11 protein-coding genes are annotated in these 14,307 nt (G+C 67.9%); 8 read left to right on the top strand and 3 right to left on the bottom strand.

Annotated elements, in window-relative coordinates:
- Window positions 1-28: 28 nt before the first annotated feature.
- The 3 genes from OXU42_18545 to OXU42_18535 form a co-directional block, all read right to left on the bottom strand.
- Window positions 29-2,422 (bottom strand): efflux RND transporter permease subunit, encoded by a 2,394-nt coding sequence (locus tag OXU42_18545; GenBank protein ID MDE0031384.1) that lies wholly within the window; start codon window positions 2,420-2,422, stop codon window positions 29-31.
- 33 nt (window positions 2,423-2,455) lie between these two features.
- The gene (locus tag OXU42_18540; GenBank protein ID MDE0031383.1) at window positions 2,456-3,793 is read right to left on the bottom strand and encodes an efflux RND transporter periplasmic adaptor subunit; all 1,338 of its coding nucleotides are present in this window, start codon (window positions 3,791-3,793) and stop codon (window positions 2,456-2,458) included.
- Between the two features lie 325 nt (window positions 3,794-4,118).
- The gene (locus tag OXU42_18535) at window positions 4,119-4,724 is read right to left on the bottom strand and encodes a hypothetical protein (protein ID MDE0031382.1); all 606 of its coding nucleotides are present in this window, start codon (window positions 4,722-4,724) and stop codon (window positions 4,119-4,121) included.
- Between the two features lie 280 nt (window positions 4,725-5,004).
- Between OXU42_18535 and OXU42_18530 the strand changes: the two genes are divergently transcribed.
- The 8 genes from OXU42_18530 (at window position 5,005) to OXU42_18495 (ending at window position 14,291) form a co-directional block, all read left to right on the top strand.
- A complete protein-coding gene (locus OXU42_18530) occupies window positions 5,005-5,862 on the top strand; it encodes a xanthine dehydrogenase family protein subunit M (GenBank protein MDE0031381.1) in 858 nt (285 codons plus the stop codon).
- A 9-nt stretch (window positions 5,863-5,871) separates the two neighbouring features.
- Window positions 5,872-8,283 carry a molybdopterin-dependent oxidoreductase gene (locus OXU42_18525; GenBank protein MDE0031380.1) on the top strand — a complete coding sequence of 804 codons (2,412 nt, stop codon included), beginning with the start codon at window positions 5,872-5,874 and terminating at the stop codon, window positions 8,281-8,283.
- 60 nt (window positions 8,284-8,343) lie between these two features.
- On the top strand, window positions 8,344-8,817 hold the full coding sequence (locus OXU42_18520; protein ID MDE0031379.1) for a (2Fe-2S)-binding protein: 474 nt from the start codon (window positions 8,344-8,346) through the stop codon (window positions 8,815-8,817).
- Window positions 8,818-8,831: 14 nt separating this feature from the next.
- Window positions 8,832-11,024, top strand: a complete 2,193-nt coding sequence (locus OXU42_18515; protein ID MDE0031378.1) for an acetate--CoA ligase family protein — start codon at window positions 8,832-8,834, stop codon at window positions 11,022-11,024.
- Complete coding sequence (locus OXU42_18510; GenBank protein MDE0031377.1) at window positions 11,021-12,112, top strand: mandelate racemase/muconate lactonizing enzyme family protein; 1,092 nt, start codon at window positions 11,021-11,023, stop codon at window positions 12,110-12,112. Before OXU42_18515 ends, OXU42_18510 begins: the two co-directional genes overlap by 4 nt.
- 4 nt (window positions 12,113-12,116) lie before the next feature.
- The gene (locus tag OXU42_18505; protein ID MDE0031376.1) at window positions 12,117-13,121 is read left to right on the top strand and encodes an alpha/beta fold hydrolase; all 1,005 of its coding nucleotides are present in this window, start codon (window positions 12,117-12,119) and stop codon (window positions 13,119-13,121) included.
- Window positions 13,122-13,308: 187 nt separating this feature from the next.
- A complete protein-coding gene (locus OXU42_18500; protein ID MDE0031375.1) occupies window positions 13,309-13,668 on the top strand; it encodes a hypothetical protein in 360 nt (119 codons plus the stop codon).
- A 188-nt stretch (window positions 13,669-13,856) separates the two neighbouring features.
- A complete protein-coding gene (locus OXU42_18495) occupies window positions 13,857-14,291 on the top strand; it encodes a hypothetical protein (protein MDE0031374.1) in 435 nt (144 codons plus the stop codon).
- Window positions 14,292-14,307 lie beyond the last annotated feature (16 nt).

Below are 14,307 nucleotides of genomic sequence, written 5' to 3'. Positions count from 1 at the left end.
ACGGCGCGTCCGCTGCAATCGCACCCAGTCAACGCTGAGGTTTTGCAAGAGGCTCGAGCGACAGCACCCGGCCCGTGCCGTCGGAGACGCTCTGATCCAGCAGCGCGCTCAGGTCGGCGCGGTCGTCGTCGCCGAGCCGCACGCGCACGTCGTACTCGTTGCCGCCCTCGCGATAGAAGGTCGCCCGGGTGCCGCCCAGGCTCGCTTGCAGGCCGCGGGCGATGGTTTCCACCGGTATGCCGAGGCTCGCGGCGCGCTCCCGGTCCACGCGAATCCCCATTTCGGGCTGTCCGGACTGCCGGCTGATGCGGACGCCCGCGATCCCGTCCACTCCCTCCATGGCGTCCTTCACCTGCCGGGAAATGCGCTGTAGCTGGCCCAGGTCATGGCCGCGCACCTTCACGTCCAGGTTGTCGTTGTCGGTGAAGCCGAGGCGCCGAAAGATCCAGAGTCCGGAGCTCGCGCGCACGCGGGCGCGCACCCCGGGGACCTCGCTGACCCGTCGCCGCAGCGCCCTGACGATGTCCTGATCGGACCGCTCCCGGGTATTCCTGGACCCCAGCCAAATGTGCACGTGGCCGTTGTTCTTGCCGCGGGCGCGCCAACCGAACTGGCCGAAGTGGGTGAAGTTCCGGTAGGGCTCGGTGACCTCCTGGTTCACGATGGCCTCGAGTTGCCGGAAAGCGCGGTCCGTTTCCTCGATCTTCGAGCCGGCTTCGGTCTCCGCGAGGATCAACACGTTGCCCTCGTCGGCTCGGGGCATGAACTCGCTGCCGATACCCTGGTAGAGGAACAGGCTGCTGGAGAGCAGGACCGCCGCCGCCGCCACCACGGTGAAACGATGGCGCAGACTCCAGCGCAGCAATCCCTGATAGGCATGGTCCAGACCCGTTTGGGAACTCGAGCCCGCGCGCATGAGACGCGACAGGAACCGCCCCGTGCCCGCTTGGCTTGGCCGCCCCAGTAGATGGTGCGCCAGCACCGGCACCACCGTGAGCGCGACCATCAGGGAGGCCGCGAGGGAGAAGAACACCACCCAGGCGAGCTGCTTGAAGAGGATGCCCGCGGAGCCGGGGACGAAGATCAGGGGCAGAAACACCACCACGGTGGTCAACGTGGACGCGGTGATGGCTCCCGCCACCTCGCGGGTGCCTCTGAGGACGGCCTCCCGGCGGTCGGTGCCGGTCTCGAAGTGCCGGTAGATGTTCTCCAGCACCACCACGGAGTTGTCCAGCAAGAGCCCGATGCCCAGGGCGAGCCCGCCGAAGGAAATGATGTTGATGCTGAAGCCCTGGAAGTACATGAGCGCGAAAGTGGCGACGATGGAGATGGGGATGGCGGTGGCGATGACCACCGTGCTGCGCACGCTGCGCAGGAAGAACAGCAGCACGCACAGGGCCAGCATGCCGCCCCAGACCGCGGCCAGGGTGACGTTGTCCACCGCGTTGCGAATGTAATGCGCGTTCTCCCGCAACACGGTCACCTTGACGGCGGGAAGTTCCTGATTGATGTTCTCGATCGCCTGCTTCACCCGGTCCACCACCGTAATGGTGTTGGCCGAAGGCTGACGCAGCAGGGAGATGACCACGGCGTGGGAGCCGTGGATGCGCACGGCGTGGTTCAGGTCCTTGAAGGAGTCCTCCACCTCCCCGAGGTCCTTCACGTAGATGGGGGTGCCGTCGCGGGTGGCCACCACCGTGTTGCGCAGTTGATTCAGGTCGGTGAACTCGCCCAGGGTCCGTACCGACACCTCCAGGTGCGCCCGGCCGACATTGCCGGCCGGCAGGTTGATGTTGCTCGCCCGCAGCGACCGGATGACCTGGTCCGCCGAGAGATTGAAGGCCTTGAGCCGGTCCAGGGAAAGCTGGACGTGGATCTCGCGTTCCAGTCCGCCGCGGATGTCCGCCGCGGCCACGCCGGCGACCCGTTCCAGACGATAGCGAATCTCCTCTTCCACGAAGGTGCGCAGCGCCACCGGGTCCATCTGACCCGACACGCCGATGAACATGATCGGCGACGCGTTGACGTCGTACTTCGAGACCACCGGGGCTTCCGCTCCCGGGGGAAGGTCGTCACGGATGCGGTCGATCCGTGCGCGTATGTCGCTCACCGCCACTTCCAGGTCCTTGTTCCAGCCGAAGCTCACCCGGACCTGACTGCGGCCTTCGACCGACACCGAGGTCATGTCCTCCACGCCTTCCACGGAGCTTACCGCCTTCTCGACGGGCACCGTCACCAGCGTCTCCATCTCCAGCGGTCCCACGTTGGGATAGCTGGTGGAGACCGTGACCCTGGGGAAGGTGATCTCGGGCAGGAGGTCCACCGGGATCTTGAGGAAGGATATCACCCCGAGGATCACGACGATCAGGACGGCCATGCAGGTGGCCACCGGACGTCTGAGGCAAAGCGCCGTGAGATTCATGGGTTGCGCATCCTTTCCGGTCGGACGGGAACACTAAGAGCCGCGCCGGCCCTGGCCTTGCCCCCGTGCTTGCCCCTGCCCTCTGCCTTGGCCTTGCCCCCGGCCTTCTCTCCCGGACATCCGGCCTCCGCGCCTGGAACCCGCGCGAGGGCCGTCGCCGGCAACCCGGATCCGCTGGCCGTGCCGCACGAGGCTGCTGCCCAGGGTGACGACCCGGTCACCCTGGCTCAGGTTTCCCGTCACCTCCACCCAACCACCGTTGTTCAGACCCGGCGTGACTTCCACGCGCTCGACCTTGTTGCCTCCGTCCGTCAGCCTGAACACACCGTACCCCGCCGCGGACTTCACCGGCGAGGCTTCCGGAACCATCAAAACGCCGCGCTTGCGCTCCACCACGATGTTGGTGCGCGCGAACATGCCGGGCTTGAGCACGCCATCGGGGTTGTCGAGCTCGATTTCAACCTCGGCGGTGCGGGTCCGCGGGTCGAGGATCGGCGACATGCGCGTGATGGTGCCGGCGAAGCGCTTGTCCGGGTAGGCATCGACCTTCACGGCAACCGGCTGTCCCAGGGAAACCTTGCGGTAGTCTCCCTCCACCACGTCGATGCCCACCTTGACGCGGTCGATGTCCACGACCTCGAACAAGGGGGTGCTGGGACTCACAAGGGCGCCGCGGTCCACCATGCGGCGGCTCACGTGGCCCGCGAACGGCGAGCGGACCTCGGTTTGCGCCAGGCGAATGCGAGCGTTGTCCAGTCGAGCCTGCATCTGCAGCATCTGGGCCTTGGTCAGGTCGACCTGGGACTCGGCGGACAGGACCTGGGTCTCCAGGTTGTTGACCTCTTCACGGGACACCAGTTGCTTGCCCGCCAGGACCTTGACGTTCTTTTGGCGCCGTTTGAGGTTCTCGAGTTCCGCTTGGCGGCCTTTGTGAGTGGCCTGGGCCACCCGAAGCGATGCCTGTGCCTCGCGCAACTCCTCCGCGAGCTCGTCCTTGGCGAGTTGCCCCAGCAGTTGGCCTTCCTTGACGCGCTCGCCCACGGTCACGAACAGCTTGGCGACCCGGCCGGAGGTCTTCGGCGCGATGGTGACCGCCGCGTTGGGCGCCAGCGAACCCACGTAGCTCAACGTCGCCTCGACGTCCCCCATCCGTACCGCCGCGGCCTTGACCGTCACCGCGCGTCCGCCGCGGCGGCGCTGCCCCGAGTTGCGCTGTCCAGGGTTGCCCTGCCCGCGGGCGACCTGCTCGGGCTTACTCTTGGCGGCGCCGATGGCAAACGGCCCGATGCCGAGTTGAGGACCGATGCCGAGGTAGTAGAGCACGCCGACGGCAACCGCGAGGACGAGGAGGGTGGCGGCTACGCGTTTCAAGGGCGGCGCTCCCGTCTCCGGCCCACCGTGGGGTTGGCCGGCTCCGGCTGGCGGAGTTGTGGCTGGTCGGTTGAGGATGGGTCTGATGGGCTGTTCGGCCGAGTGTGCATGTCCGTGACCTGCGCCTTGGCTTTCTCCGGAATTCTCACGCGGCCGCCGTCAGGCAGACCGAGCCAACAATTAGACTCGCCAGGGTTCCTAGATTCGCCAAGGTTCCGCGTGAACCGTGCAATCGCGTTGTGCGACGGCAGAATAGCCCTGTGCAGGCTTGGAAGCAATACGGGAGCAGGCGTACATGCGCTGGCAAACAGACTGCCGATGCACACTAGCGCGACCGGCCCAGGGCGATGCTCCGGGCCTCCTCCAGGTCGCGGCCGCCCGTCAGGCGGAGGATTTCGTTCTCGTACTCCGGCATGAGCGGCGTGACGATGCCGCTCTGCATCGCGTCCATGAGGTAGCGGATGCCGTCCCTATCCACGGCACCCGAGGGTGCCGCGGCGCTGGCGATGGCCAGACGCGCCAGCAGTTCGGGGGTCGGCTCCTCGATGTTCGCCCGCAACGCCGCATGGAACACCACGTCCAGCCCGGCGAAGCCGTCCAACCGTCCAAGGAAGGCGCTGTCCGGGTTGGCCGGGTCGACGTCCGCGTAGCGGTCGCCGCTGCCCACCCGGTTCCGCTCCCGCCGGTAGAGCATGTCCCGGGCGGCGGCCTCGTTCACCGAGTCGTGCAGCACCAGCACCACCCCCACAACCCTGGCTCCGCCCCGCGTCACCGGCACCAGCGTCGGCGCCCCGTCGCGCACCCGGCTGCTGCGGGAGAACTCCACCCGGAACGGCGTCTCCACCGCGCCGATGCGGCGCACCGTCACCGGCCCGATCTCCGCTCCCGGATTGGGAATCAGCGAACCATACGCGAGAATGCCGATGGTCATGGGGGCTTCATTCTCGCAGCGCGTGGGTGGCGCTGCAAGGTCGAGTTTAGTTGGACATAAGAAAAGCCGAAGCCACGAAGGGCAATCCCCGTTTCTCTGCTCTTGAGGCTTTCTTGGAGAGCTTGGGGCTGAGGCTGTCGGTGGGAGTCATCGCGGACGCCAAGGTCTCCTGGGCAGAGTCGGTGCGGCGCTGTGAACTGGCGCGAATTGTCAACGACGGCCGTAGAGGCTATAAATCCCGCCATTCCCGGCCTGTGCTTTGCCGGGCCTCTGATCCGCCATGACCATTCCCGCTTTCGACCTGCTGAAACCCGGGTCCGTGGCTGAAGCCAGCGAGATGCTGCTTGAGCACGGCGACGAGGCGCGGCCCATCGCCGGGGGCACCACGCTGGTGATCCTGATGAAGCAGCGGGCGTTGCGGTTTTCCCACCTGGTGGACTTGCAGTCGATTCCGGGGCTTGAACGAATCACCGACAACGACGACGGGCTGAGCATCGGGGCGCTGGCCACCCACCGGTCGGTGGAGCGTTCACCGCTGGTGCAGCGGCGGGCACCGGCGCTGGCGCAGGCGTTCAGTCACGTGGGCAACGTGCGCATCCGGGAGACCGCGTCCGTGGGCGGCAATCTGGCCCACGCGGACTACCGGCTGGACCCGCCGCCGGCGCTGCTGGTTCACGGCGCGGAGGTGGTGTTGGCCGGAGCCCAAGGCACTCGCGTGGTAGCGTTGAAGGACTTCTACCGCGGCATGTACGAGACGGCGCTGGAGCCGGGAGAGATCCTGGTGGAGGTGCGGGTGCCGCACGTGGCCCCGGCGGCCCGGACGGTTTACTCCCGCTTCAGTTCGCTCTCGGCCAACGACTGGCCGTGCATTGGGGTCGCGGCGCTCCTGGCCCTCGATGGCGGGGACGTCGGGGAGCTTCGGCTCGGCCTCAGCGGCGTGGCGGAAGCGCCGCTCCTGGCCGCGGGCCTGGACCGGTTCCAGGGGGAAAGCTGCTCCGAGGAACTCTGGGACGCGGTGTGCGACGCCGTCGACGAGCAGATCTCTCCGGTGTCGGACCTGCGCGGGAGCGCGGATTACAAGCGCGAGATGACGCGGGTGTGGGTCCGGCGGACGCTCCGGGAACTGGCGTCCTCGTGAGGTGAACGCGTGGCGGACTATTCCATCGTCGGCAAGCCGGTCGACCGCCGGGACGCCGTCCAGAAGGTGACGGGCAGGGCGCTGCACGTGGGCAACATGGAGCCGCCCGGGTTGCTGCACGTGGCGGTGCTCAGGAGCCCTCACCCGCATGCGCGGATCGTCGGCATCGACAAGTCCCGCGCCGAGGCCCACCTCGGCGTGGCCGCGGTGCTCACGGGCGCGGACATCGCGGCCATGCCGGGTATCACGCCCTACCACGGGCCGGCGTTCGCCGACCAGCCGGTGCTGGCCATCGACCGGGTGCGCCACGAGGGCGAGCAGGTGGTGGCCGTGGCCGCGGAGAGCCGGCGCGCGGCGGAAGAAGCGCTGGAACTCGTCGAAGTCGAGTACGAGCCGCTGCCGGTGGTCCTGGATGTGCTCGACGCCATCAGGCCGGACGCCCCCATCATCCACGAGGATGTCCGGCCTTCCGGGGCGTTCGCCGATCTGGCCCACGTCAAGGCGGGGGATCGTTCCAACATCTGCTACCACTACAAGCTGCGCAAGGGCGACGTGGACAAGGCTTTCGCCGAGGCCGACCGGATCTTCGAGGACGTCTTCACGGCGCCGCCGGCCCAGCACGTGCCCATGGAACCGCACGTCTCGCTGGCGTACGTGGACGAGGGCGGGCGCATCAACATCCATACCGCCAGCCAGTCGCCTTCCTTCGTCCGCGGCGAGCTGGCGCGCATGCTGGGCGTGCCCATGAACCGTATCCGGGTGCGGGTGCCGTACCTGGGCGGCGGTTACGGCGCCAAGCTGTACAACAAGCTCGAGCCGATCGTGGCGATACTGGCCATGAAGACGGGCCGGCCCGTCAAGTACAGCCTGAGCCGCGAGGAGGAGTTCCAGACCGTCACCAAGCACGGCGTGGTGGTGAAGCTCAAGACCGCGGTCAAGGGCTCGGCCATGACCGCGCGCAAGTGCGAGGTCTACTGGGACACCGGCGCCTTCGCCGAGATCGGGCCGCGCATCGTGCACAAGTCCGGCTACACCTCGTCGGGGCCGTACAAGATCCCCAACGTCTCCATCGACTCCTACTGCGTCTACACCAACAAGCCGCCGGCCGGACCGTTCCGGGGCTTCGGCGTGCCCCAGGTGATCTGGGCCTACGACTCGCAGATGGACATCGTCGCCCGGGGCCTCGGCGTCGACCCGGTGGAGTTCCGCCTGGAGCACGCGCTGGAGGAAGGGGACCTCTTCGTCACCGGGACGCCGGTCCATGCCTGCGGCTTGAAGGAGGCGGTGCAGCGGGCGGCGGACGCCGTGGGCTGGGGCAGCCGGGCGGCGGCTCCCGGCGGTGAGCCGCCTCTTCCGGAGAGGGCGCAACAGGCAACCGAGGCGGCAGGGAGTGAGCGCCCCGGGGCGACCGCCACGGGAACAAAGCGCCGCGGCAAGGGCATCGCCTGCGGCGTCAAGGCCGTCCTCACGCCGTCCATCTCCGGGGCCATCGTCATCCTCAACGCCGACGGCAGCGCCAACGTGCTGAGCAGCACGGTGGAGATGGGCCAAGGCTCCGAGAGCCTGCTGGCGCAGATCGCGGCCGAGGAGCTGGGGATCTCCTTCGACAAGGTGCACGTGGTCCAGCCCGACACCGACGTCACCCCCTACGACACCATCAGCGCGGGGAGCCGCTCCACCTACCACATGGGCAACGCCGTGCGCACTGCCGCGGCCAACGTCAAGGCGGAGTTGTTCGAGGCCGTGGCCGGCAAGCTGGAGATCGATGCCGCCGACCTGGAGGCGCGCGACGGTCGGGTGTTCGTGCGCGGCGCCGAGGAGCGGGGCATGACCGTCACCGAGGCGTTCCTGGCCAAGTTCGGCAGCCTCGGCACCACGATCGTGGGCGAAGGCCTGTGTCAGCCGGTGGTGACGCCCATGGACCCCGAGACCGGCATGTCCGAGAAGTGCACCGAGTACTGGTTCGCCTCGGCCAGCGCGGTGGAGGTGGAGGTGGACATGGAGACCGGCCGCCTGGAGGTGCTGCAGTTCCACGCCGCCGGCGACGCCGGCACCGCCATCAACCCCAAGTACTGCGAGCAGCAACTCGTGGGCGCGGCCACCATGCACCTGGGGCTGACGCTGTTCGAGCAGATGGTGTTCCAGGACGGACAGCTCCTCAACGGCTCCCTGCTGGACTACCAGATCGCCTCCATCAAGGACGTGCCCGCCGCCTGCCACCCCATCGTCGTGCAGGTGCCCCACAAGGACGGCCCCTTCGGCGCCAAGGGCATCGGCGAGACCGGCGCCCTGACCGTGGCCGCGGCCGTGGCCAACGCGCTGGAGGACGCCGTGGGCGTGCGCGTGCGCGACATCCCCCTCACCGCGGAGCGGATACACCAGGCGCTCAAGGCGGCGGGGAAGGTGAACGCTGGGAAGTAACGCGAACGACGGAGCAGGCGAGCGTCAGAGGAAGGCACGACGGAACGTGGAGCGAGGGTCATGGAACGTAGCATCAGCCTGACGGTGAACGGGCAGCAGCGCGAGCTGGCGGTCAACGACGCCGACACCCTGCTGGAGGTTCTGCGCGACGGGCTCAAACTCTGGAGCGTGCGGGAGTCCTGCGGCGTGGGCGCGTGCGGGAGCTGCACGGTGCTGCTGGACGGCAGGCCGGTCAGCGCGTGCTTCCTGCTGGCCGCGCGCCTGGATGGCCGCTCGGTGGATACCGTCGAGGGGCTGGGCGACGACGGCGCCCTTCACCCCATTCAACAGGCGTTCCTTGAGAACGACGCCGCCCAGTGCGGTTACTGCACCCCCGGCTTCATCATGGCCGCCAAGGCGCTGCTGGAAGAGCACGGCGACCCCTCGGACGACCAGATTCGCGATTACCTCGCCGGCAACCTGTGCCGTTGCGGCGGCTATCCGAACATCATGCGCGCGGTGCGCGCCGCAGCCGAACGGATGAGCGGAGGTTGAGGCCGAGGATGACAATGGATTTTTCCCTCAATCCCGGCGCCCTGGAAGCCCTCCTCAAGCCCCGGAACATCGCGCTCATCGGCGCGTCCGAGCGGGCGCCCCACGCGGCCGCGCTCATGCGCAACCTGTTCCGGTTCGGCTTCCCGAAGGAGAACATCTACCCGGTCAACCCGCGTTACGAACAGCTCTTCGACCTGCCGTGCTTTCCTTCGGTCGGCGCGGTGCCGGGAGACGTGGACTTGGCGGTCATCGCGATCCCGCGCGACGGCACGGTGGCGGTTTTGGAGGAATGCGCCGCCAAGGGTGTGCGTGCCGCGCTCACCGTGGCCACCGGCTTCGGCGAGTTTGACGAGACCGGCCGGGGCTATCAGGCGGAGCTGGTGCGCATCGTGCGCGAGAGCGGCATGGCGCTGGCCGGCCCCAACACCCTGGGCTATCTGGCCCTCGAAAGCGGCGCCGCGCTGTGGTCGTCGCCGCTCCCGGAGCATCTCACCACGGGGTCCGTGAGCGCCGTGTTCAGCAGCGCCGGGCTGCTCAACCTCTTCCTGAACACGGCTGCCGACCGTTGCCTGGGGTTCCGGTACGCCATCGCTCCCGGCAATCAGGTGGGCGCGGGCTTCGCCGACTACCTGCGCGCCGCGGTAGACGACGACGGCACGCGCGTCATCGTGGCCGTCATCGAGTCCATGAGTCGCCCCGAGGAGATGGCGGAGTTGCTGGACCTTGCGCGGGAGCGTGAGAAGGTGGTGGTGGCGCTGAGGCTCGGGCGTTCGCAGAAGGGCGGCCGGGCGGTCACCTCGCACTCGGGCAACATGGCTACCTCGGGCGCGGTGTGGGACGGACTGTTCCGGCAGAAGGGCGTCATCCCGGTGGACAACCTCGACCAGATGCTGGAAGTCACCGCCCTGGCCGTGGGGACCCCGGAGCCGTACCGTCTGCCCGCCGCCGGCGGCGTCGGCATCGTCACCATCTCCGGGGGCGATTGCAGTTTCCTGGCCGATATCTGCGAGCGCAACGACGTGGATCTGCCCGAGCCCTCCGGCGCCACCTACGAGGCGCTGCGCAAATACTTCGACAAGGAGAGCTTCAACGGCAACCCCCTGGACATCGAGGAACTGCACTGGGCGAACCGGGCCGGGTATCTCGAATGCCTGGAAACCTTCATGGCCGACGACAACTTCGCGGTGGTCTGTTGCCGCCTGAACCTGCCCAAGAGCCCCAGCGACCGCCTGACGGAGTTGTACCGTGAGTCGGCGGCCGCGCTCCGGCGCGGCGGCAAGCCGTTTCTGTTCCTCTCCCGGGCCAGCGAGCAGCTCGACCGCTCCTGGTTCGAGTTCTTCAACGAGCTGGGCGTGCCGCTGCTGCTGGAGTACGAGAAGTCGCTGCGCGCGGTGCGCGACGTCCTCGCGCTGTCGCGGCGTCGCGCGGACGCTGCGTCCGGGGAGGACGTCGCGGCGGTCGTCGCGGACCCTCAGGAGGCCGAAGCGCTGCGAGGGCTGCTCGCCGGGGGCGACGCCTCCCACGCCACCGTGCGCCGGCTGCTGCGGGCCTACGGCATCCCTGTGGTTCCCGAGCACTTGGCCGGCTCCCGGGAAGCGGCGTTGGAAGCCGCCGAGGAAATGAGGTTTCCGGTGGCCCTGAAGGTCGAGTCCCCGGACCTGCCCCACAAGACCGAGGCGGGCGGTGTGCGGCTCAACCTGGCGAGTGCTGATGAGCTGGCACAGGCTTACGACCGGCTGTTGGAAGACGTGGGAAGGAATGCTCCCGACGCTCGTATCGACGGGGTGCTGGTGCAGAAGATGGTGCAGGGGGTGGCCGAGGTCATCATCGGCACCTCGCGCACGCCGGACCTGGGCATCTGCCTGGCGTTCGGACTGGGCGGCATCTACACCGAGGTGCTGAAGGACGTGGCCTTCCGGCTGCCGCCGCTGGGGCCGGCCGACGCACACGACATGATCCAGGAGATCCGCACCTATCCGCTGCTCACCGGCGCGCGCGGCCGGCCCAGGGCCGATGTCGCGGCCTTGGCGGAAGCCATCGTGGCGCTGTCCCGGCTTGCTCTGGACTTTCGCGAGGAAGTGAACGAGATCGAGTTCAACCCGCTCATGGTCCTGCCCGAGGGACAGGGCGTCCTGGCGGTAGACACGCTGGTGCGATGCGCGGCGCACGGGACTACACGTCTTCTTTCTGAAGGAGAGCCATCATGAAGATCACGGACGTACAGCTCGAAGCTCTGGAGCTGCCCTACAAGAAGCCTCTCATCACCGCCACCAACCAGTTCTACTCGTCCAACGGGTACCTGGTGAGCGTGGAGTCGGACTCGGGGCACACCGGCTACGGCTACATCGACGTGTTTCCGAGGACCGGCGAGACCCCGGCCTCGGTCCGATGCGCCATCGAGGAGATCATGCGGCCGCTCCTGGTGGGGCAGCCCGTCGAGGAGTTGAACCGGCTGAACCAGCTCATCAACTTCCGCATGGTGGACAACCGGCGCGCCAAGGGCGGCGTGGACATGGCGCTCTACGACCTGCTGGGAAAGTGCTACGGGGTGCCCCTCTACGTGCTCTTGGGCGGGCTCGTGCGCAAGGAGATCACGGTCATCAAGATGGTGAGCGTGGGGTCGCCGATGGAGATGGCGCGGGAGTGCCGCGAGCTGGTGGGTCAGGGCTACCGCGCGCTGAAGCTCAAGGTCAGGGGCGAAGTGGGGCTGGACCTGGCGCGGGTGACCGCGGTGCGCGACGCGGTGGGACCGGACATTTTCATCAAGGTGGACGCCAACGAAGCCTTCGACGCCAAGTCCGCCATCCGCATGGCCGCGGGCATGGCCGAGCTGGGCGTGTCGGTGTTCGAGCAGCCGCTGTCGCGGCATCATGACGTGGCGCTCGCCGAGGTAAAGGCCCAGTCGAGCATCAAGATCGAAGCCGACCAGTCGGCAAGCTCGGTGCACGAAGCCTTCAGGCTTATCCGCGGCAACGCCTGCGACTCCATCAACACCGGCATCCTCAAGGCCGGCGGCGTGCAGCAGGTGCGCCAGATTACCGACATGTGCGCCTTGACCGGCACGGAGTGCGGCCTCAGCAACATCGCCGCCTGCATGGTGGGCGATGCCGCCCTGCTGCACGTGGCCCTCAGCTCTCCCGGCGTGTCCGAGTTCTGCGAGATCGGCGAGTGCGAGGGCCTCACGGGCGATCCGTTCACGGGCATCCAGGTGGTGGACGGGAAGCTCGGAGTCCCGGAAGGCCCGGGGCTGGGCGTAATCAGAGTCGATGCCGACAGTGCCCGCTCCGTCATCTGATTCGATGTCCGCTGCGTTCCCGCTGGGAGGGGCGGCCTGCTCTGGCTTCGCGCCCCGCTTCCCGTGGCTGGGCGGCGACCTGCAGACGCTCCTTTACTATTTCTTTCCTTGCAGCGAGGATCTGTCCGCATGGCCGTCGCAGCGCCTGAGCTTTCCGCTGCCGGATGGAAGCGGCGACGCCCTCCTCGCCATGCTTCATCGGCCGCGTCAGGCCACCGACCGGCCGCTGGTCATCCTGGTGCACGGTCTCACCGGGTGCGAGGGCAGCTCGTACATGTTCGAGGCCACGCGCTCTTTCCTCGGGCGCGGATATCCCGTGATGCGCCTCAACCTCCGGGGCGGCGGCCCGTCACGGGCCACCTGCCGCAGAAGCTACTGTGGGGGCTCCGGAGACAACGTCGCCGCGGTGCTGTCGACCCTTGACATCGAGGAAGCCCGCCGCGGCGTCGTGCTGATCGGATTCTCCCTCGGCGGCACCGTCATCCTGCACTGCCTGGCGCGGCATGCCTGCGCGGTCGTGCCCATCTGCGCGGTAACGGTGTCGACCCCGCTCGACCTGGCAGCCGTCATCCGCAGGCTGATGCGCCCTCGCAACGTGCTCTACCACCGGTGGCTGCTGGCGCGCATGAAGGAGGCTGTCATCGGCGGCGCCTCCGAGATTTCCCCGGAGCAACAGGCAGCCGTCCTGGACGCCCGCAGCATCCCCGAGTTCGACAACGCCTTCACCGCGCCTCACCACGGCTTCGCGGACGCCGACGACTACTACGCGCGCTGCTCCGTCACCGGGTTGCTGGAGCGCATCGACACGCCGCTGCTGATGCTCCACGCCAGGAACGATCCCTGGATACCAGCCGATCCCTACGAGGACATCGGCCGCGACACACCCTCCAACATCACGCTCTTGCTCACCGACAACGGCGGCCACGTGGGGTTCCACGGCCGCCACGGGGCCACCCCCTGGTACAACACCGTCATCCAGGCGTATCTGGAACGCCTCCCGGTCGTCTGAACGGACTGTGTAAAAACCTCGCCTCGGTACAAATCGGCAACGGCGCCCACGGGAAACGGCACCCACGCCCCGAGTCGTCATTCCCGCGAAACAGGCTGTGTAAAACCCCATCTGAGAGAGGCAACAACCCCCAGAAACGTCATTACCGCGAAAGCGGGAATGACGGCAACGGGTATAACCGCGTTGCATGGGTAAGGTGCCCCAGGCGGGCATTAACCGGCTCAGGATGATCGAGATCGTACCCGTCATGACCGCGAAGGTGCCGGTGACGGTGCGGGCGTTGATGCGCTCGAGGCCGCGCAGGAACACGACGGTGAGGATCAGGGTCCACAGCGGGGTGGAGGCGACGATGGGGGAGACCACCACGACCCGGCCGAGGCTTACGGCGACGAGGGACAGCAGCGAGGCGGCGGACTCGAAAAAGCCCGACAGGATGAACGGCGCCACGGCCCGGCGGTTGAGCACGAAGGACTCGCTGCGGAGGCGGACGGACACGTACGGACCCAGCGAGACGAAGGAGACGACGGCCAGGATGGCGGCGAAGTAGAGGGGTTCGTTGGAGATGTCGAAGGCGATGCGCCGGATCGGGAAGGCGATGCCGGCGAACAGGGCCGCCAGGAGCGAGAAGATCCCCTCCCACCAGCGGTAGCGCAGCCCCGATTCCTCCGGTTGCCAGGAGATCAGCGCGATGCCGCCCACCACCAGAAGGGTCCCGGCGATGATCCCCGGGCTCGCGTGCTCCCCCAGAAACGCGATGGCGATGACGGCGCTCCACAGCGGGTAGGTGTTGCGCAGGGGCTCGGCCCGGGAAACGCCCAGACGGTGGATGCCGGTCAACTGGAGCAGGCTCGTGGCGGTCTGCAGGACTCCCAGCCCGACGAACAGGAGCAGCGGCAGCCACTCGACGTGAGGAATCCCGCCCATCAGGTAGACACCGACCCAGAACACGACGGTGCGCAGGAAGAGCAGCACGCAGGCAGCGGTGAGGGGACTGGAATGGTGCATCCCCATGCGGGCGGTGATGGACCCGCCGGAGTAGAGGATGGCGGCGGCGAGGGCTACGAATTCGGCACGCATGGGATTGAACGTCCATCGGTCCTTGCCGTGGCGCGCAGGGAGAAGCGATTGCAGGGGCGGCTGGTCGGCGTCCGCCTGATCCGCAGTTCGTAGCCGCCCGGGCGCATTT

Source organism: Deltaproteobacteria bacterium (assembly GCA_028818775.1).
Lineage (GTDB): Bacteria > Desulfobacterota > Binatia > UBA9968 > JAJDTQ01 > JAJDTQ01.
This window is presented reverse-complemented; position numbering and strand designations above follow the sequence as displayed.

Coding starts and splice junctions, on each gene's coding strand:
- OXU42_18545 (MDE0031384.1), bottom strand. CDS start 2,422: ATGAATCTCACGGCGCTTTGCCTCAGACGTCCGGTGGCCACCTGCATG.
- OXU42_18535 (MDE0031382.1), bottom strand. CDS start 4,724: ATGACCATCGGCATTCTCGCGTATGGTTCGCTGATTCCCAATCCGGGA.
- OXU42_18530 (MDE0031381.1), top strand. CDS start 5,005: ATGACCATTCCCGCTTTCGACCTGCTGAAACCCGGGTCCGTGGCTGAA.
- OXU42_18520 (MDE0031379.1), top strand. CDS start 8,344: ATGGAACGTAGCATCAGCCTGACGGTGAACGGGCAGCAGCGCGAGCTG.
- OXU42_18515 (MDE0031378.1), top strand. CDS start 8,832: ATGGATTTTTCCCTCAATCCCGGCGCCCTGGAAGCCCTCCTCAAGCCC.
- OXU42_18510 (MDE0031377.1), top strand. CDS start 11,021: ATGAAGATCACGGACGTACAGCTCGAAGCTCTGGAGCTGCCCTACAAG.
- OXU42_18505 (MDE0031376.1), top strand. CDS start 12,117: ATGTCCGCTGCGTTCCCGCTGGGAGGGGCGGCCTGCTCTGGCTTCGCG.
- OXU42_18500 (MDE0031375.1), top strand. CDS start 13,309: ATGGGTAAGGTGCCCCAGGCGGGCATTAACCGGCTCAGGATGATCGAG.